Origin of the sequence: Acetobacter sp. DsW_54, from assembly GCF_002153575.1 — a bacterium.
GTDB lineage: Bacteria > Pseudomonadota > Alphaproteobacteria > Acetobacterales > Acetobacteraceae > Acetobacter > Acetobacter fabarum.
In genome coordinates, this window is sequence record NZ_JOPD01000007.1 from 1 (window position 1) to 18,445 (window position 18,445).

The following is an 18,445-nucleotide window of genomic DNA, read 5'->3' on the forward strand; positions in this document are numbered from 1 at the left end:
AAGATACGTCCCGGCCCCTCACCGCCGTTGACTCGGCGGTTATGGTGATTGACGCCGCCAAGGGGATAGAAGACCGGACACGCAAGCTGTTCGAAATCTGCCGCCTGCGCGATATTCCCATTGTAACCTTCATCAACAAGATGGACCGCGAGGCACAGGACCCCTTTGCCCTGCTGGACGAAATTGCCTCCTCCCTAGCACTCGATACATGCCCGGCTACCTGGCCGGTTGGCCGTGCGGCCACGTTTGTTGGCACGTATGACCTGCTGAATGGCAAGCTCAACACGCTCACACCGCTGGCGGAGGACGATGCCCGTCTGGTGCAGATGCGTGAGGAACTGGAACTGGCGGAGGCCGCCCTGCCGGAGTTTGACCGTGCCTCGTTTGATGCCGGGCACCTGACCCCCGTGTTTTTCGGGAGTGCGATCAAGGAAATCGGCGTAACCGACCTGTTGGACGCGCTTGTGGCCTTTGGTCCATCCCCCCGTGCGCAGGCGGCAGAAAACCGCACAGTCACGGCGGATGAGCCGGGCATGACGGCTCTGGTATTCAAAATTCAGGCCAACATGGACCCCAACCACCGTGACCGCATTGCCTTTGCGCGCATATGCTCCGGTCGTTTAACGCGGGGTATGCGGCTCAAACACACGCGCACAGGCAAAAGCTTTGCCGTGCACACGCCCCAGTTCTTTTTTGCGCAGGACCGGCATCTGGCGGAAGAAGCCTTTGCGGGCGACGTTGTGGGCATTCCCAACCACGGCACCCTGCGTATTGGTGACACACTGACCGAGGGGGAGGACATCCGCTTTACCGGTGTTCCCCATTTTGCCCCTGAAATCCTGCGCCGCGTGCGCCTTGATGACGCCATGAAGGCCAAAAAGCTCAAACAGGCTCTGGTGCAACTGGCGGAGGAAGGGGTCGTGCAGCTCTTCAGGCCGCAGGATGGCGCGCCCCCCATTGTGGGTGTGGTGGGCACACTTCAGCTTGATGTGTTGCAGGCCCGGCTGCGGGCGGAATACGGCGTGGGCATCGGGTTTGATTCCACACCATTCTCCCTTGCCCGCTGGATAACCGGACCGCGGGATAAAATTGAGGCATTTGCCGCCTCCAACCGCTCTGCCATGGCGGATGATCTGGATGATGACCCTGTTTTTCTCGCAACGTCGGGCTTTATGATGCGCCGGACAGAAGAACAGAACCCCGACATCAAGTTCCACGACATTAAGCAGATCGGGATCGAAATCGGCTAAGGGGCGCGCGTACAGGTGTTTTTGCGGCAACTCAGTTACCTGATCGCGCTGGACCAGCACCGCCATTTTTCGCGCGCAGCACAGGCGTGTGGGGTGTCCCAGCCCGCACTTTCCTCTGCAATCAGGCAGTTGGAAAACGAGCTGGGCATTACCATCATCAACCGCAACCGCCGGTTTTTCGGGCTGACGGAGGAAGGCCAGCGTGTGCTGATCTGGGCCCGCCAGACCTTGGCGGATCTGGACAGCCTGCGGCAGGAGGCCGCTTTTGCACAGGATGTGGCGGGCGGGTTTGTCTCCATTGGTGTTATGCCTCAGGGGGTGCAGGTTGTGCCTCTGCTGCTGGAGCATTTTCGCAGCGCCGTGCCCGCTCTGCGGGTTGAGGTTACTGTTTACCCTAATGCGGAAATCCTGCATCAGCTCAGGGAGCAGCGTATTCAGCTGGGGTTAATGTATCTGGAGCAGGTGCCCAAGGATGGACCGTTTGAGGTCCAGCGCCTGTACGCCGAGCATTACGTGCTTATTGCAGCCCCTTCCATTCCATTGCCGGCGGAGCACAGGTGTGGCTGGGCAGAGGCGGCAATCCTGCCGCTGGGGCTGCTCAACCGCAACATGCACAGCAGGCAACTGGTGGATGCCTGTTTTGCACAGGCTGGCGTGGTGCCGAAGGTTATGCTGGAAACCAACGTGCTGGAACTGCTGCACGCGGAAATCATGGCAGGCAAGGTTGCGGGCATTATGCCCATATCCGCCTTGCCTGAACGCACGGGCCTTATGCCACCATTGCAGGTGTGCAGGCTCGACCCGTCCCCAGCGCCAGATGTTGGCGTGCTTCGGCTGAATCAGCCTAACTCTACCGCGCTACTCACCCGTCTGTGGCATGTTGCCAGCACTTTGGAACTGGACAGTATTTATACCGTTTAGCGGATTGTGGGTTCATCATAAATTCTGCTTATGATGTGATCAGAACAAACGCTTGGACTTATGCGGGCGACCTGAACATCGTGCGGTTTTTCCGGCTGGCTGAGTACAACACACCATGAGCAATATGGACCCAGACGCAGGCATGCCCGTTGTCCATCGGTGGGGGGGCATGCAGCTGCTGGCTGCGTGGCAGGCCTTGAGCGCGCAATGGGCGGGCAAGCTTAAATGGCTTGTTGCTCCATCCTACGGGGATGTCGCCTTTGCTGTGCGCTCGGCGCTTGCTGCCGGGTTGTCCCTTGTTATCGCCATGGCCATGGAGCTGGACAGCCCCCAATGGGCACCGCTGACCGTGTGGGTGGTCGCGCAGTCCTCCCGTGGGGAGAGCTTATCCAAGGCGCGTTGGCGTATTGCGGGTACAATTCTGGGCTGTTGTGTGGCGGTGGGGCTTATTGCCGCTTTTCCGCAAAGTCCTGCCCTGTTTTTTGGCGTGCTGGCCTGCTGGATTGGCCTGTGCTGTGGCATGGCCACGTTTTTGGAAGGGTATAAAGCCTACGGCTTGGTCCTGACCGGCTTTACCTCCGCCATTGTGGCCACCGGGGCCATTATGCAGCCTGATCAGGTGTTTGACATCGCCATGGCGCGCGGCACGTATATTGTGCTGGGTGTGGTGTGCGAAGCCCTGCTGGCCCTGCTGTTTATGCCCGGCTTGCAGGCTCATGCGCGCGCCCGGCTTAAAACCCGGCTGGAAAGCGCACAGGCGCTGGTGCGCAAGCGCGTGACCTGTCTGGTAGAAGGGCACCCGACAACCGAACTGGACCAGAGCCCACTGCTGGGCGAACTGACAGCCGCAGGCAGTCGTATTGAATACGATGCGCTGGAAGCCGGGGGGTATGGCCATATGGCCGACCATGCCCGTGCTGCACTGGCGGGGCTGCTGGTTATGCTGGCCCGGGCAGAAGGGCTGGCGACCCTTAAGCTACTGCCTGCCAGCAAGGTGCCAACATCCATCTGCAAGGATGAGCGCAGTATTGACGAGCACGTGCAGGCCTGCCTGACCCACCGGCGGGGGGACCATTTCCGTTTTCGTATCCGGTCGCGCAGGCATACGCTGGAAGCGGTGGAAAACGGTGTTCGCGCCTGTGCGGGTATTCTGGTTGGCTGGTTGCTGTGGGAGGTCACGGCATGGCCCGCAGGGCCAACTTTTATGTCGTTGCTGGCACTTGTGTACGGCCTGCTGGCCACGCGGGAAAACCCGGTTGTGGCTTCGGCTCCGTTCTTTCGGGGGGCTGTGTGGTGTGTGCTTGTCGCCGGGATTTACGTAACGCTGGTGCTGCCCGCGCTCAGCACGCCCGAACTGCTGGTACTGCTGCTTATGGTGCCCATGGTTATTGGCGGGCTTGCCGCGCGCAACCCGGCTACGGCGGGCTATGCGTTTTCGTTCAACATGTTTCTGCCTGTTCTTATGGGGCCGAATAATCAGGGGCGGTATGATGAGGTTTCGTTCCTCAATACCGCACTGGCATTTTTGGGGGCTGTGCTGGTGGCGGGGTGGACGTACCGCACGGTTCTGCCGTTCCGCCCCGATTCCCACATGCAGCGCACGGCACGTTGGACCAGCAGGCAACTGCGGGAGCTGGCCTCTGCCAATAACCGGGTTTCGGTTTATCAGTGGTTGTCGGGCAATGCGGATAGTCTGGTGCGGATTGTGCGTAATGCTCAGGGTATTGCCCTGCCGCAGCGCAAAGCATTTGCCCGCCAGCAGTTCTCGGGCATGGTGAGCGGAATGCATGTTATTCTGCTGCGCGAGCTTGCTCTGGCCCCCACCACGCCACGCAATGTGCAACAGGCGTTCCGGGCTTTTCTGCGGCACTGGGAGCAGGATGATGGTGTGGTGGTAACCCGGCAGGCAGCCATAACCGCCCGCTGGCTTGGCAGGCAGGTCGCGCAGATGCCCCCCCAGCAGCAGGAAATATTTGACCACGCTTTGCTCAGTCTCCAGCTTCTGGCCTGCGCGCAGCCTATGGAACTGCCATAAAAAAAGGGGATGCCGGAGCACCCCCTTGTGGTCACCCTCCGCTACCGGGCCTGCCCGTGGCGGAGGAGGTGGCCTGTAACTTAAGCCAGCCCCTGCTTGAGGGCTGCCGTCAGTTCCTTGGATGTAGCATTGCCGCCCAGATCCTTGGTGCGGACGCCGCCTTCGGTGATCACTTTTTTGATCGCGGCATCAATCCGGTCAGCCTGCTTGTCGTGGCCAACATGGCGCAGCATCATAACCGCAGCCAGCAGCAGTGCCAGCGGGTTGGCAATGCCTTTGCCAGCAATGTCGGGTGCAGAGCCATGGACGGCTTCAAACACGGCGGCTTTTTCGCCAATATTCGCGCCCGGTGCCATGCCCAGACCACCCACCAGACCAGCGGTCAGGTCGGACAGGATGTCCCCGAACAGGTTGGTGGTCACAACCACATCAAACTGCCATGGGTTGATGACGAGCTGCATGGCGCAGGCGTCTACAATCCGTTCGTTAAAGGCGATGCGGCCTTTGTATTCCTCGGCAACCTTGCGCCCTTCTTCAAGGAAGAGGCCGGTCAGCAGCTTGAGGATGTTGGCCTTATGCACGATTGTAACCGTCTTGCGGTTGTTTTTTACGGCATAATCAAAGGCGTATTTGACAATCCGGCGGCATTCCGCGCGGGAGGTAAAGCCGGAGCTCAGAGCAATACCCTTGGGGTCTTCACCGACGGGAATGTAGTGCTCCATGGCGGCATAATAGCCTTCCAGGTTCTCACGGAAGAGAACGAGGTCAATGTCCTCAAACCGGCCACCGGGGACAATGGTCTTGGTGGGGCGCAGGTTGGCGAACAGGCCGAATTCCTGCCGGAGTGTCACATTGATGGACTTGAAGCCACCACCAACTGGTGTGGTCAGCGGGCCTTTAAGGGCAAGGCCCGTACGGCGGATGCTCTCAATGGTCTGCTTGGGCAGTGGGTCGTTAACCGCATCTACACCAGCCATGCCGGCCAGCTGACGGTCCCATACAAACGGGGCGTCAACCGCGTCCAGAATTTCTATAACCGATTCAACAATTTCAGGGCCAATGCCATCACCGGGAATAAGTGTGGCGGGAATGGTCTTGCTATGTGCTGTCATTCTGAGAAGCTCCCTTTCAACTTCGGTGCCTGTTCTGCGCCTCTTTGGGCGCTCAGGCGATTCCCATTTACGTGACCATTGGTGGCTAGAGCCTGCTATCACGCCTTGTTGAGAGGCGCACAGGCTGTTTGCAGCCAATTTTTTGCATCTGCGGGCAGGTGCGGGCCAATCTGGTGCAAGATTTCTGCATGGTAGCTATCCAGCAGGGCGGTATCTGCTTCCCCCATAAGGGAGAGGTCGATCAGTTTCCGGTCAAACGGGGCCAGGGTCAGGGTTTCAAACTCCAGAAAAGACCGCGTGGAGTCTGCAACTTCGGCCGGGCGGACCAGAACAAGGGTTTCCAGCCGGATACCGTAAGCACCGGGCAGGTAAAAACCCGGCTCGTTGGACAGGACCATGCCCGCCTGCAACGCAATGGCGGAAACAGCCTTGGAAATACGTGCAGGTCCTTCATGCACCGATAAAAAGCTGCCAACGCCATGGCCGGTCCCGTGGTCAAAATCCAGCCCGGCCTGCCACAGGTCGTACCGTGCCAGTGCATCCAGCGCATGGCCTTTTGTACCCGTGGGGAAGCGCGCATGGCCAAGGCGCAGGTTGCCCTTGAGCACGCGGGTAAACGCGGCTTTTAGCGCTGGCGGGGGTGTGTTGGGGCCACACCAGAGCGTGCGGGTGACATCGGTTGTGCCATCGGGGTACTGGCCACCGCTGTCGATCAGGTAAACGTCATTGGCGGCTATGGCGCGGTTGCTCTGCGGGGTTACGCTGTAGTGGATAATGGCCCCGTTTGGCCCCGTGCCTGAAATGGCCGTAAACGAGTCCTCCACATAGTCTGCCGCAGCCCGCCGGAATGTGGCGAGCTGTTTGGCGGCATCCAGTTCGGTTGTGGTGGTGGCGTGGGTGTCCATCCAGTGCAAAAAGCGGCACAAGGCCACGCCATCGCGCAGGTGGGCTGCGCGCATGCCCTGCTGCTCAACCGGGTTTTTGCAGGCTTTGGGCAACAGGCACGGGTCGGGCGTGGTGGCAACGGTTGCGTTATGGCGGCCCAGTATTTGTGTAAACCACACGGCATTGCTTGCCGGGTCCACCCCCACGGTGCGCCCGGCCAATGAGGCCAGCACCTGCTCCAGCTCTGCGGGCGCATGGATACGCACGTCCGCCCCCAGCCATGCGCGCACGTCTGCGGGAATTTTGTCGGGCTGGATAATCAGGTCAACACTTGCATCGGCATGAATAATGGCAAAAGCCAGCACAACGGGGGTGCAGGGAATATCTGCCCCACGGATATTGAGCAGCCAGGCAATGGAGGCTGAATCGCTCAGCACGGCGGCATCCTGCCCCAGATGGCGCAGGTCGTGCGCAATGCGCTCGCGTTTGCTGGCCGAACTTTCACCCGCATAACGCAGGGGGTGTATAAAAGCGGGGCCAGCGGGCAGGGCAGGGCGGTCCTGCCAGAGTGCATCCACCAGATTATGCGCGGTGGGGGTAAGGCAAAGCTGCTCATGTTGCAGGTAGGGGGCCAGTTCCGCGGCACTCATAATGCGTGGGTCGTAGCCAATGCTGGCATCGGGCCGGGCGTTGGCGGCCAGCCATGTGGCGGGGGGCACCTGCCCGCCATGCACACGCTCCCAGCACGCGCCGTCTACCTGCTGGTCCATTTGTGTGATGTAACGACCATCGGAAAAAACGGCGGCCTTGTCTGCCAGCACAATGGCTGTGCCTGCGCTGCCGGTAAAACCGCTTATCCATGCCAGCCGCTGAGCGCAGGCCGGGGTGTACTCCCCCAGAAACTCATCACCATGTGGAATAATCACGCCATCCAGCCCGTTCTGGCGCAATACGGCACGTAGCGAGGTGAGTCTGCTCATGGATAAGGAAGCCAAGGTACTACTCCGCAGATTTGGGGCTAAGGTCTGGCGCAGGGTAGCCCAAGCATAGGCTGCCCTGCGCAAAGGTGTGGCAAAAGATCAGGCGGGGCAAGAACCGCCGGGGCGGCGCAGGATCAGGGTTGCCCAGTCTCCTTCGGTCAGGACCTGCTCAAGCACCAGCCCCTGCCTGCGGTGGGCCGCCAGCACCATGCGGATTTGCGTTTGCAGCAGGCCTGCCAGAATAACCGTGCCGCCGGGGGCCAGTGCCTGTGCCAGATCCTTGGCCATAAGGCACAGCGGGCGGGCCAGAATATTGGCAAAAACCAGATCATACGGTGCGTTCTTGCGGATGGCGGGCGTTTGCCAGCCATTGCCAAGGCGGCAGGTAAGGGCACGGTTCAGCCGGTTACGCCGCGCATTCTGGGCGGAAACACGGACCGACCACGGCTCAATATCCACCGCCAGCACCTTCTGGTGCAAAAGGGCTGCTGCGGCCATGGCCAGAATACCCGTACCACAGCCAAGGTCCAGAATACGGCGGGGGTGGCGGTGGGCAATGCGTTCCAGTGCGCGCAGGCAGCCACGGGTGGAACCATGCTCGCCCGAGCCAAAAGCCACGCCTGCATCCAGCGTGAGCACAATGCGGGTTGCCTCGGGGGCATCGGGCAGATGGGTGCCGCGCACCACAAAGCGTTTGCCCACCTTCTGTTCAGGAAAAGCCTCATAAGTGCGGGCAAGCCAGCCTTCGGCTTCGGTTGCCGCGCGTTCCAGCGGGGCGGATACGCCACTGGTCAGTTCGGCCAGCATAAGGGCCAGTGTCAGTTCGTCCTCACGGTGGCCCGTGTCTTTTACGCCCTCAACCCGCCACTGAGTGCCTTCGGGGTTGGCCTCAAAAATACCAACCGTGGTACAGACGCTGCCAATGGCGTTTTCGTAAGCTTCCACCGCAGCTTCGGGTACGGTGACAGAAATGGTTTCCAAGCTTGTAGCGTGGCGGCGGGGTATGGGGGCCATTATAGTTTCTCGATAAAGGAGGAAAGAAGTCGTTTTGTGCCCGCGTCTTCAAACGCGATTTCCAGATGGTTGCGGTCAGCCGCAATAACGATGCCCACACCAAAACGGGGGTGGCGGACCTGCTGCCCCAGCTCAAAGGCTGGTTCCGCTTCGGGCGGGCGTTTGCGGCGGGCCACAACGGGGCCGCTGTCAAACAGGCTCTGTTCGGCAAACAGACCGCGGCGGGCGGAGCCGCCTTCGTTTTTGCGGCTGATGTGCTCCTCTGGCAGTTCATCCAGAAAGCGGCTGGGCATGGAAGGCTGCCAGTTGGCGTAAATGCGCCGGCTCCCGGCATGGAAGATCATGGCCTGTTTGCGTGCACGGGTAATGCCCACATAGGCCAGACGCCGCTCCTCCTCCAGCCCTTTAAGCCCGCCTTCATCCAGCGTGCGCTGGGAGGGAAAAACCCCTTCCTCCCAACCGGGGAGGAACACCGTATCAAACTCCAGCCCTTTGGCTCCGTGGAGTGTCATGATCGAGAGTTTGGAATCCTGCGCTTTTTCGTCCGTCTCCATGACAAGGGAGACATGCTCCAAAAACTCGCCCAGCGTGCCAAAATCGGCCAGAGCGCGCACAAGTTCCTTCAGGTTTTCCAGCCGCCCGGGGGCTTCGGGCGAGCGGTCAAGGCGCCACATTTCAAGGTAGCCGCTCTCTTCCAGCAGGTGTTCAACGGCCAGCACGTGGCCTTCGCGGCCCAGAATATCCCGCGTGGTGTTCAGGGCATTGGTGAGTGTGCGCAACTGGTCGGCCATTTTGCCCTTGAGCTGGCCGGTTTCGAGCATGGTCTGGGTTGCAACACTCACCGGAGTATTGGCAAAGCGGGCCGCCTCGCGCAGTTTTTGCAGGCTGGCCGGGCCAACGCCGCGCTTGGGCACGTTGATGATTCGCTCGAACGCCAGATCATCCGCCGGTTGGCTGACCACGCGCATATAGGCCAGTGCATCGCGGATTTCGGCCCGCTCGTAAAAGCGCACACCACCAACAATGCGGTAGGGCAGGCCGGTCTGTACAAGCCGCTCCTCAAATGCACGGGTCTGGAACCCGGCACGGACCAGAATGGCCATTTCCGCCAGAGACTGTCCCTTGTGGTGCAGGCGCTCGGCTATGTCGCACACGCTGCGGGCCTCGGCGTCTGAATCCCATACGCTGGTGACCAGCACTTTTTCCCCATCCGAGGGGTCATCCCGCCCCGAGCGCAGGGTTTTGCCCAGCCGTTCCCCGTTATGGGCGATCAGCCCCGCGGCGGCACCCAGAATGTGGCGGGTCGAGCGGTAGTTCCGTTCCAGCCGGACAATTTTTGCGCCGGGAAAATCTTTTTCAAACCGCAGGATGTTTTCAACTTCCGCACCACGCCAGGAGTAGATGGACTGGTCATCATCCCCCACGCAGCAGATATTGGCCGTGCCATCGGCCTGTTTGGCCAGCAGGCGCAGCCACAGATACTGCACGGTGTTGGTATCCTGATACTCATCGACCAGAATATAGCGGAACAGCCGGTGGTACTGGGCCAGCACATCGGGGCGGGTCCGCAGGATTTCGGTCACGTGGAGCATCAGGTCGCCAAAGTCGCAGGCGTTGAGCTGTATCAGGCGGGCCTGATAAGCCTCGTAAATGGCGCGGGCGTGATGATTGGCAAAGTCCGTATCTTCGGACGGGGTGACACGCGCAGGTGTTAACCCCCGGTCCTTCCAGCGCTGGATAACCCCAAGCAGGCCGGGTGCGGGCCAGCGTTTGGTGTCAATCTGCCAGGGTTCCATAACCTGTTTGAGCAGGCGGAGCTGGTCGTCCGTGTCCAGAATGGTAAAGCTCTGGGTCAGCCCCACATATTCCGCATGGCGGCGCAGCATGCGTGCGCACAGGGCATGGAAGGTGCCAAGCCACAGCCCCTCTGCCGGCGCGCCAAGGAGCAGGGCAACACGCTCGCGCATTTCCCGCGCGGCCTTGTTGGTAAAGGTTACCGCCAGTATCTGCCACGGCTTTGCGCGCTCGGTCAGCAGGATATGGGCAAAACGTGTGGTTAGCACACGGGTTTTGCCGGTTCCTGCACCAGCCAGAACCAGTAGCGGGCCATCTGTTGTCTCAATGGCCGCGCGTTGCTCCGGGTTCAGGCGCGCAAGGTAGGAGGAACCGCTCTGCGGAGCAGCATCGGAGGTGGGGTGAGAAGGGGGCTCGAATGTCGTCACCATTCTCTTATATAGTGATGTCCGCCTCAGGCCAATCGGAGCAATAGGATGGCGAAAACAAAGATGCCACCGCCCCCGGCTTCTTCCGTTCAGGAAGGGAGGAGCGTGTTTGCATCAACCGGGCCTGTGGGGCATCGCAAACGTATGCGTCAGCGGGTGCTGGCCCACGGTGCGGGCGGGCTGGCTGATTACGAATTGCTGGAAATGCTGCTGTTTTACGGCGTCCCCCGGCGCGATACCAAACCCTTGGCCAAAAGCTTGATCAACCAGTTCGGGTCTTTTTCCGCTGTGCTCGATTCCGCGCCTGCGGTGTTGCAGGGGGCGGGGGCGCCACGCGGTGCCGCAGCTTTGTGCGCACAATTGCCGGATGTGGCAGCCTGTCTGGTGCGCGATGGCGGCAGTAACCGTGCCTATCTGGGCGATTGGGACAGTCTTTTACTGTATTGCAACACGGTTTTGCGCGCGGCGGAGCGGCCGCAGATGCGCATGCTGCTGCTGGATAGCCGCAATACCCTACTGGCGGACGAGCAACTGGCATGGGCCATGCCAACCGCAAAAGCCGAAGCAGAGCGTGTGCAGCAGGCTGTGGCCCATGTTCTGCAACGCGCGCTGGAGGTGCAGGCGAGTGCGGTTGTGAGCGTGTATCTGGCCGAACCGGGGCAGGACGTGCAAACCCTGCTCCAGAATTGCACGCCTTTTGTTGCGAGCCTGCGCAAAGCTGCGCCTTTGCTTGCGGTGAGTGTGCATGACCATATGGTGGTTGGGACGAGTGCATGGGCAAGTGCACGCCAGATGGCAGCAGACTGGTGAGCAGCCCTCACACCCCACCGGGCATGGCCGATGGCATGGCTTTTTTAACAAGGCCGCCAGAAGGGCTGGTGCCGGGGCTGCCTCAGGCTAAAGCCGTAGGGCCGGATGACAGGCAATGCCTTGCCGCATTGCTTGGGGCGGCAGGTATGGCCCAAGCGCAGGCCATTGAGCAGGCTGAATCTTTGATGGGGGAATACGCAACCCTCTCTGCCGTGCTGGCGGCAGCAGCACAGCACGAGGGGAGTGTAAGCCTGCTCCCCGAAGCTGCGCGCGTGTTGTTAATTCTTGCGCGTGAGAGTGCGTTCCGCCTGCACCGTGCGCGTTTGCAGCAGGGGAGTGTGCTGCTCGAACGCCCGGCTCTGAATGCGTATCTGTCTGCCCTTATGGCGCATGAAAAAACCGAGCAGATGCGCGTAGTGTTCCTTGATGCAGCCAATCGGCTTGTGGGGGAGGAGGTTATGGGGCGCGGTACGGTGGACCATGCTCCCGTTTACCCGCGTGAGATTGTCAGGCGCGCACTGGCTTTGCGGGCGCGTGGTTTTGTGCTGGTGCACAACCACCCAAGCGGCGATGTTATGCCCTCTGCCGAGGATATGAGCATGACCGCGCAGATCATTGCCGCCGCCCGCGTTGTGGGGCTGCACGTGGCGGACCACCTGATTGTAGGCCGGGAGCGGGTCCTGAGCATGAAAGAGGCAGGGCTGCTGTAGCCGCGCCTCTTCTGCTCAGGCCGTGGGGGTGTTCAGTCTTCGTCCGCAGGTGGGGGGGGAGGCACATTTGGTTGCCAGCGGGCCAAGAGCCGCCTGTATGCCCCAGTCCCCGGGGAGTGCGCCGTAGGGGAACAGAATATTCACATGCCCCATCTTGCGCCCTTCACGGGCCTCTTTTTTGCCGTACAGATGCGGAATGTGGCCCGGATTAGCCAAAATGGCGGGCCACAGGGCCATATCTTCGGGGCCTACAAGGTTTTTCATCACCGCATCCGAATGGCGGGTGGCGTGGGGCAGGGGCAGGCCCGCAACTGCGCGGATGTGCATGTCAAACTGGTCCTGCGCGCAGGCATCCATAGTCCAGTGGCCCGAATTATGGGGGCGAGGTGCGACCTCGTTCACCATGAGTGAGCCATCGCGCACAAGGAACATCTCCACGCCCATAATGCCAACCAGATCAAACCGCTCGGCAATAAGGGCGGCCAGCCGGCCGGCTTCTGCCGCAACGCTTTCGGGCACGGGGGCCGGGGCGAGTGTCAGGTCCAGAATGCCGTGCCAGTGGTGGTTGAGAACCGTGTCAAAGCACCGGGTTGTGCCATCTGTGCCGCGGGCGACCATAACGCTCAGTTCGCAGGCAAAATCGACCATGCCTTCGGCCACCAGCGGGTGCGGAGCGAGTGCAGCAAAGGCTTCATCCAGTTCCGCAGCACTTTGCACACGGCGCTGGCCCTTGCCATCATACCCGTTGCGGGTGGTTTTGAGGATAAGCGGAAAGCCCAGCCGGTCTGCCGCTGCGTGCAGGGAGGCGTGGTCCGTTACCGCATGCCACGGTGCCAGTGGTACCCCGGCTTCTGCCAGAAAGGTTTTTTCCGCCAGCCGGTCCTGGCTGATGCGCAGGATATTGCCCGACGGGCGCACAGGGCAGTGCCTGCTCAGCCTGTCCAGTGCATCGGCACTAATGTTTTCAAACTCGAAGGTGACCACATCAACCGCTTTGGCAAAAGCGTCCAGTGCTGCGGGGTCATCATACGCACCAAGGGTTATGGCGCTGCAAACCTGTGCGGCCGGGCCATGTGCGTCCTGAGTAAGAATATGCGTTTTATAGCCCAGTCGGGAGGCTGCAACAGCAGACATGCGGCCAAGCTGCCCCCCACCCACAATGCCAATAACGGCATTGGGGGCCAGAGCTGCGTGTGTATGGGTCATTCGTTTTCTGTCACGGGTGTATCGGCAACCGATGCGGTCTGTACCGCGCGCCAAGCTTCCAGCCGTGCGGCCAGTTCGGGGTTTTGCAGGGCCAGAATGGAGGCCGCCAGCAAAGCTGCGTTCTTGGCCCCGGCCGAGCCAATGGCCAGTGTGCCAACGGGCACGCCACCGGGCATCTGCACAATGGAGAGCAGGCTGTCCATGCCCTTGAGTGCGCGGGATTCCACTGGCACACCCAGCACGGGCAGGCGGGTCCATGCCGCGCACATGCCGGGCAGGTGGGCGGCGCCCCCAGCCCCGGCGATAATAACAGACAACCCCCGATCCGCCGCCGTACGGGCGTATTCCGCCAGCCGGTCCGGTGTACGGTGGGCAGAGACAATGCGGGTTTCGTGCGGGATTTCCAGCGTGTTCAGAATGGCATCGGCATGGCGCATGGTTTCCCAGTCTGACTGGCTGCCCATGATAATGCCAACCTTGGGGGGCGCGGCCGCTGCGCTGTTATCTGCTGCGTGGGAGGTGGTGGTCTGGGGGGCTGTTGTGTTCACAGGGGTAGGGTATCCGGTCTTGCTAATGCTGGTCCTGTTGCAAAGTCAGGCAATATTGTCGGGTATCAGCTGGCTTTCAACCCGTGTTATGCGGTCTTTGAGCAGTAATTTCCGTTTTTTCAGCCGCTGAAGGTACAACTGGTCGATAAAGGTTGTCTCATTGGTCATTCTGTTGATGACCGTATCCAGATCACGATGCTCGCTTCGCAGCTCAAGAAGCTGCCCCAGTAGTGACTCGCGGTCTTGCATCATGGCGCTGGTTCTCCCTGTGTGCATCTGACTCGTGCATTCAATCGGATTACTCCGTTGTCGCATTTATGGCGCTCTTTACCAACCATGCATTGCGCGGCCAGCTTGCGCAAACGGGAAAAAGTTCCATGTGCACAGCGCATATCGGTATGCAGTGGAATATGAAATTAACATGAAATTTCTGGCCGTCTGTACGCTAGCGTAAAAGAGTCACTAACCGAATGGAGGCAGCCATGGCGCGCCTAGCAAGGATAGAGTCTCTCAAACACCGCCATTCCCATATTGACCAGAAGATTGCTTCCGAAGGGGGCAGGCCCAGACCGGATGAGCGCGTTCTGATGTGCCTGAAGCTGCAAAAGCTCAGGATCAAGGAAGAAATTGAACGGCTGGCGGGCTAAAAACGCAGTGTGGATTTATCTGCCGCATATGTAAAAGCGGCAGATAAATCCGGCAGGATTTTATTCAGCAGAAAAATCAAGGTCGCCTGCATCCAGTGCAGGTACGGGAATTTCCGCCCCTTCGCGCTCAAGCCGGGCATTGGCGTCGGCTACGGCTGCGTTCAGGTCTGTCTGGCTGCACAGGCCAACGGTCACCGGGTCACGCGGTTTGATGTTGGGTGTGTTCCAGTGTTGCTTGTCGCGCACCTTGGCAATGGTGTCCTTGGTGGTGCCAAGCAGTTTTACAATCTGCTGTTCGCTCAGTTGCGGGTAGTTGCGCAGCAGGAAGGCAATACCATCCGGACGGTCATGGCGCTTGGCAACCGGTGTGTAACGCGCACCCTTGGAGCGGCGGCGCACGGGGTTGTTGGTGGCCAGAATTTTAAGCCGCGCCGTAGGTGTTGCTTCGCAACGGCGGATTTCTTCAAGTGCAAGCTGGTGGTTGGCAACGGGGTCGTAGCCAACAATGCCCTGAGCGACTTCACCATCGGCAATGGCCTGCACTTCCAGCGGGTGCATCCCACAAAAAGCGGCAATCTGTTCAAAGCTGAGCGCGGTCTTTTCGATCAGCCACACAGCGGTTGCTTTTGGCATCAAGGGTAAGGTCGTCATTTGGCTTCTATCCTGTCGTCGGGCGGCGCTCACGCAGGCACCGGTAAATTGACGGCCTGGAACCTCTTCCGAAGCCTGCGTGCCTGCCGACGCGCATCTATGCCCCCGATATGGAGGGAGCAGCCCGTTCAGGTCAAGCTGCAAAAATACAACAAAAGGGAGCGGAACCGGAGTTCCACTCCCTTTTGGGGCTGCAAGGCGGGTTCAGGCCGCGTTTGGCACGCTCTGGTTTCGGGGGGAGGCAGGTGTTGCCAGCGTGGACGTGGACGCAAAGGGGGTATGGGCCTGTTGAGGTGGTGTGGGCACCTTAGCCACGCCATGTGGCCCTTCCGTCTGGCCTGCATTAACAGGAATACGCCGTGGCTTGAGCGCTTCTGGCACAATCTGGCGTACACTGATGCGGAGCAGACCGTTATTCATATCCGCCCCTGTAACCTCAACATGGTCCGCCAGTGCAAAGCGGCGTTCAAAGGCGCGGCGGGCAATACCGCGGTGCAGCACTTCACCCTCGTCCTGTGGGGCGCTGACCCGGCCGGAGACAACAAGCGTGCTGTCCTGCACCAGCAGTTCAATATCATCCGGGGCAAAGCCTGCTACGGCCATGGTCAGGGCGTAACTGTCGCTCCCGGTCTTGGCAATGTCATAGGGGGGGTAGCTGGGGGTGCCCGTGCTGCGGGCTGCGGTGTCCATTACCTGTGCCAGCCGGTCAAAGCCGATGGCGGTACGGAATAGGGGTGCAAAATCGTAAGTCATGTGGAACCTCCTCGTTCAGCAAGGTTCTGCCGTGCAGCAGGCCCCATAAGGCGGCCTGTGTGGCAGGTCTTTCTGGCTAACCCCCGTGGGGCATCAGCCATGCTCCAAACGTGGAAAGCCCCGCCTCCTTTTTCAAGAGGGCGGGGCCAAAAGCACACGGTAAGGCTAGAAAAATCAGCCTTTGGAACGGGTGCCGATCCCAGCAAAGCGCTTGTTGAACTTGGCGACCTGGCCCCCGGTGTCCATGATGCGCTGCACGCCGGTCCACGCCGGATGGGACTTGGTGTCAATGTCCAGACGGATGGTGTCACCGGCTTTGCCGTAGCAGGAGCGGGTGGTGTATTCCGTGCCGTCGGTCATGATGACGGTGATTTCGTGGTATTCGGGGTGAATGCCGGACTTCATGGGACAGGTCTTTCTTTACAGCAGACGAAGGCCCGATACCGACCGGGCCGAATTGCCGTGCATATAACGGTATGCGGCAGCAGGATCAACCGTTGATTATGCACCTTTTGCCTGCAACTGGCGTTAAGGCCACAGCCCGATGCGGGGTAACGTCCTGAATAGTCTGCACCAATAACGGCGTGGCGGGGGCAGATATGGCAAAGATTTTTGGTTATTCCAATAATAACGCTTGAGAAATAGCTAGCCACACGGATACAGAACAGTATCTTTGCAGAAAACCTTTTAAACAGGACACCGAATTTATGGTTGATCTTAAAACTGATCTTAAGGCCCACGTGCGTACACCGGGCTGGGTGGGCGAGTTCCGCTCCTTCATCATGCGCGGCAATGTGGTTGATCTGGCTGTTGGTGTGGTCATTGGTGCGGCGTTTACAGGGATTGTGAACAGCCTGGTCAAGGATGTGTTCAACCCCGTTATTGGTCTGCTGGTCGGCGGGATTGATTTTTCCAACCTGTTTGTCACCCTTAAAGGCCCGCATGAAGCAACGCTGGACGCTGCGCAAAAAGCTGGCGCGGTTACGCTTAACCTCGGCCTGTTCGTGAACGCTGTTATCCAGTTCCTGATCGTAGCTATGGCCATTTTCTGGATGGTCAAAGCCCTGACCCGCCTGCATGTGCGTGAGGAAGCCAAGCCCGCAGCACCGCCCGCACCAACCCAGACGGAAATCCTGCTGACCCAGATCCGCGATGAACTTGCCGCGCGCAACACGCAGCAGACCACGCCGCAGGGCTAAAGGCTGGGCCGTGGGCAGGCGCTGTGGCGTATGCCCACGGCAAGCACTGTGTTTTCGACAGGCGGAATATGGAGTAGGCTCTCAACCATGAAGCCCTCTGTATTCCGCTTTTTTTATAAAGCGCCTCCGTTTGCCGCCCTGCTTGCCCTTGTTGGCGTGGCGGGGTGCCAGAGTGTGCCGTATCAGCTCAAGGTGGAGCAAACGCCCAGCACGTTGCTGTATAGTTACGCCATAGCCAATGGTATGGCGCGCGGGCAGTTGATGAGTGGCGGCCTGAGCCTGCCGCAGATTGTACAGATCGTTACCGCCGACCGGGAGGCGCTGGCCGCCATTCTGGTTTTTCGGGACCATCCGGGCAGCAATACGCTCAAGGTGGCAGGGCTTAAGGTGGAGGCTTTTCTGGCAACCATTGATGAACCTGCCCCATTAGGGAACAGCATGCTGGTGTTACCCAATGGTGTGCCCGTTCCACTCTCCCGCCATTAAGGCGTAAAAAAAACGGAGCAGTCTGACTGCTCCGTTTTTTTGTGTCAGTCGTAATTGTGGTGGGGCTTCAGGCCGATGGGGCCGTAGCCTTGCCACTTTTGGCGCCGCGCTTGAGGCGACCTTCCCCCATGAACAGCAGCAGAGGTGCTGCGATAAAGATGGAGGAGGACGTGCCAACAACAATGCCAAACAGCATGGTCCACGCAAAACCGGACAACGTGGCGCCTCCCCACAGGGCCAGCGGCAGGGATGCCAGAAAGACCGTGGAGGACGTGCCCAGCGTGCGGTTGAGTGTTTCGTTGATCGAAAGGTTGATCAGGTCGATCAGCGGCATGGTGCGGTATTTGCGCAGGTTCTCACGCACACGGTCATAAACCACCACCTTGTCGTTGGTGGAGTAGCCCAGAATGGTCAGGATTGCTGCAACCATAACCAGATCGAACTCAAAGCCGGTCAGGACCAGAAAGCCCACGGTCTTGGTCAGGTCGAGTACGAGTGTGATCACCGCACTCAGGGCGAACTCCCACTCGAAGCGGAACCAGATGTAACCCAGAATCATGGCAAGGCTGAGAGCCAGAGCCAGCATGCCGTTGCGGAACAGCTCGGCCGAAACCGAAGCCCCGACCGCATCGGCTCGCAGGATGGTGGTGCCGGGCAGGGATTCGGCCACGGTGTGGCGCACCTTGTCCACAATGGCCTGCGTATCCTGCTCGGAACCAGCATCCAGCCGGATCAGAACATCATTGGCAGCCCCGAAGGACTGGAAGGAGGCGTGCGATACCCCATGCTCGGCCAGAGCTGCGCGGATTTTGGCAAAATCAGCCGGGCCGGGGGTCTGGGCTTCCACCACAATCCCCCCCCGAAAATCCAGGCCCAGCGTAAGGCCGGGATGGAAGAACAGAACAAGCGATGCGATCGAAAGCACGGCCGAGACAATCAGCCCCATGAAGCGGCCGCGCATGAAGTTGATGTGCGTATCCTTGCGGACAAAACGCAGGAGAGGACGTCCGAACATA

Annotated in this window: 19 protein-coding genes; 8 read left to right on the top strand and 11 right to left on the bottom strand. The window is 60.0% G+C overall.

Annotated elements, in window-relative coordinates:
• The 3 genes from HK20_RS04095 to HK20_RS04105 form a co-directional block, all read left to right on the top strand.
• Positions 1 to 1,250: peptide chain release factor 3 (locus HK20_RS04095; protein WP_143296447.1), on the top strand; the 1,250-nt coding region annotated here is incomplete at its 5' end.
• 15 nt (positions 1,251 to 1,265) lie between these two features.
• Complete coding sequence (locus tag HK20_RS04100; protein WP_086645831.1) at positions 1,266 to 2,171, top strand: LysR family transcriptional regulator; 906 nt, start codon at positions 1,266 to 1,268, stop codon at positions 2,169 to 2,171.
• A 115-nt stretch (positions 2,172 to 2,286) separates the two neighbouring features.
• Complete coding sequence (locus tag HK20_RS04105) at positions 2,287 to 4,206, top strand: FUSC family protein (RefSeq protein WP_233129072.1); 1,920 nt, start codon at positions 2,287 to 2,289, stop codon at positions 4,204 to 4,206.
• Positions 4,207 to 4,286: 80 nt separating this feature from the next.
• Here the strand turns inward: HK20_RS04105 and HK20_RS04110 are convergent, their stop codons facing one another.
• The 4 genes from HK20_RS04110 to HK20_RS04125 form a co-directional block, all read right to left on the bottom strand.
• Positions 4,287 to 5,318 (bottom strand): isocitrate/isopropylmalate dehydrogenase family protein, encoded by a 1,032-nt coding sequence (locus tag HK20_RS04110; protein WP_086645832.1) that lies wholly within the window; start codon positions 5,316 to 5,318, stop codon positions 4,287 to 4,289.
• A gap of 98 nt (positions 5,319 to 5,416) precedes the next feature.
• A complete protein-coding gene (locus HK20_RS04115) occupies positions 5,417 to 7,198 on the bottom strand; it encodes an aminopeptidase P family protein (RefSeq protein ID WP_086646041.1) in 1,782 nt (593 codons plus the stop codon).
• 84 nt (positions 7,199 to 7,282) lie between these two features.
• Complete coding sequence (locus tag HK20_RS04120) at positions 7,283 to 8,197, bottom strand: 50S ribosomal protein L11 methyltransferase (RefSeq protein WP_086645833.1); 915 nt, start codon at positions 8,195 to 8,197, stop codon at positions 7,283 to 7,285.
• Positions 8,197 to 10,422, bottom strand: a complete 2,226-nt coding sequence (locus tag HK20_RS04125; RefSeq protein WP_086645834.1) for an ATP-dependent helicase — start codon at positions 10,420 to 10,422, stop codon at positions 8,197 to 8,199. Before HK20_RS04125 ends, HK20_RS04120 begins: the two co-directional genes overlap by 1 nt.
• A 102-nt stretch (positions 10,423 to 10,524) precedes the next feature.
• Between HK20_RS04125 and HK20_RS04130 the strand changes: the two genes are divergently transcribed.
• Both HK20_RS04130 and HK20_RS04135 read left to right on the top strand, forming a co-directional pair.
• On the top strand, positions 10,525 to 11,229 hold the full coding sequence (locus tag HK20_RS04130; RefSeq protein WP_158093030.1) for a JAB domain-containing protein: 705 nt from the start codon (positions 10,525 to 10,527) through the stop codon (positions 11,227 to 11,229).
• On the top strand, positions 11,226 to 11,939 hold the full coding sequence (locus HK20_RS04135) for a RadC family protein (protein ID WP_158093031.1): 714 nt from the start codon (positions 11,226 to 11,228) through the stop codon (positions 11,937 to 11,939). The genes HK20_RS04130 and HK20_RS04135 overlap by 4 nt, the downstream gene beginning before the upstream one ends.
• Before the next feature lie 15 nt (positions 11,940 to 11,954).
• Here HK20_RS04135 and HK20_RS04140 read toward each other — a convergent pair whose 3' ends face one another.
• Genes HK20_RS04140 through HK20_RS04150 form a run of 3 tightly spaced genes read right to left on the bottom strand, consistent with a single transcriptional unit; the run spans position 11,955 to position 13,945 of the window.
• Entirely contained in the window at positions 11,955 to 13,145 is a 1,191-nt protein-coding gene (locus tag HK20_RS04140) for a 5-(carboxyamino)imidazole ribonucleotide synthase (RefSeq protein WP_086645836.1), read from the bottom strand.
• On the bottom strand, positions 13,142 to 13,693 hold the full coding sequence (gene purE / locus HK20_RS04145) for a 5-(carboxyamino)imidazole ribonucleotide mutase (protein ID WP_255375210.1): 552 nt from the start codon (positions 13,691 to 13,693) through the stop codon (positions 13,142 to 13,144). The genes HK20_RS04140 and purE overlap by 4 nt, the downstream gene beginning before the upstream one ends.
• 45 nt (positions 13,694 to 13,738) lie before the next feature.
• Positions 13,739 to 13,945, bottom strand: coding sequence for a YdcH family protein (locus tag HK20_RS04150; protein ID WP_025824960.1), 207 nt, complete (start codon positions 13,943 to 13,945; stop codon positions 13,739 to 13,741).
• Positions 13,946 to 14,175: 230 nt separating this feature from the next.
• Here HK20_RS04150 and HK20_RS04155 point away from each other — a divergent pair, with 230 nt between their 5' ends.
• Entirely contained in the window at positions 14,176 to 14,340 is a 165-nt protein-coding gene (locus HK20_RS04155) for a YdcH family protein (protein ID WP_086646044.1), read from the top strand.
• Positions 14,341 to 14,400: 60 nt separating this feature from the next.
• On the opposite strand, the gene HK20_RS04160 is transcribed toward HK20_RS04155, so the two are convergent.
• From HK20_RS04160 to rpmE, 3 genes are all read right to left on the bottom strand, one after another.
• Positions 14,401 to 14,991, bottom strand: coding sequence for a DUF1013 domain-containing protein (locus HK20_RS04160; protein WP_086645837.1), 591 nt, complete (start codon positions 14,989 to 14,991; stop codon positions 14,401 to 14,403).
• A gap of 204 nt (positions 14,992 to 15,195) precedes the next feature.
• Positions 15,196 to 15,744: an Hsp20 family protein gene (locus HK20_RS04165; protein WP_233129073.1), complete on the bottom strand. Its 549-nt coding sequence runs from the start codon at positions 15,742 to 15,744 to the stop codon at positions 15,196 to 15,198.
• 174 nt (positions 15,745 to 15,918) lie between these two features.
• Entirely contained in the window at positions 15,919 to 16,149 is a 231-nt protein-coding gene (gene rpmE / locus HK20_RS04170; protein ID WP_086638545.1) for a 50S ribosomal protein L31, read from the bottom strand.
• A gap of 302 nt (positions 16,150 to 16,451) precedes the next feature.
• On the opposite strand from rpmE, the gene mscL reads away from it, so the two are divergent.
• Positions 16,452 to 16,943, top strand: coding sequence for a large conductance mechanosensitive channel protein MscL (gene mscL, locus HK20_RS04175; RefSeq protein WP_086645838.1), 492 nt, complete (start codon positions 16,452 to 16,454; stop codon positions 16,941 to 16,943).
• Between the two features lie 87 nt (positions 16,944 to 17,030).
• The gene (locus HK20_RS04180) at positions 17,031 to 17,429 is read left to right on the top strand and encodes a hypothetical protein (protein WP_086645839.1); all 399 of its coding nucleotides are present in this window, start codon (positions 17,031 to 17,033) and stop codon (positions 17,427 to 17,429) included.
• 67 nt (positions 17,430 to 17,496) lie between these two features.
• On the opposite strand, the gene secF is transcribed toward HK20_RS04180, so the two are convergent.
• On the bottom strand, positions 17,497 to 18,444 hold the full coding sequence (gene secF / locus HK20_RS04185; protein ID WP_086645840.1) for a protein translocase subunit SecF: 948 nt from the start codon (positions 18,442 to 18,444) through the stop codon (positions 17,497 to 17,499).
• Position 18,445 lies beyond the last annotated feature (1 nt).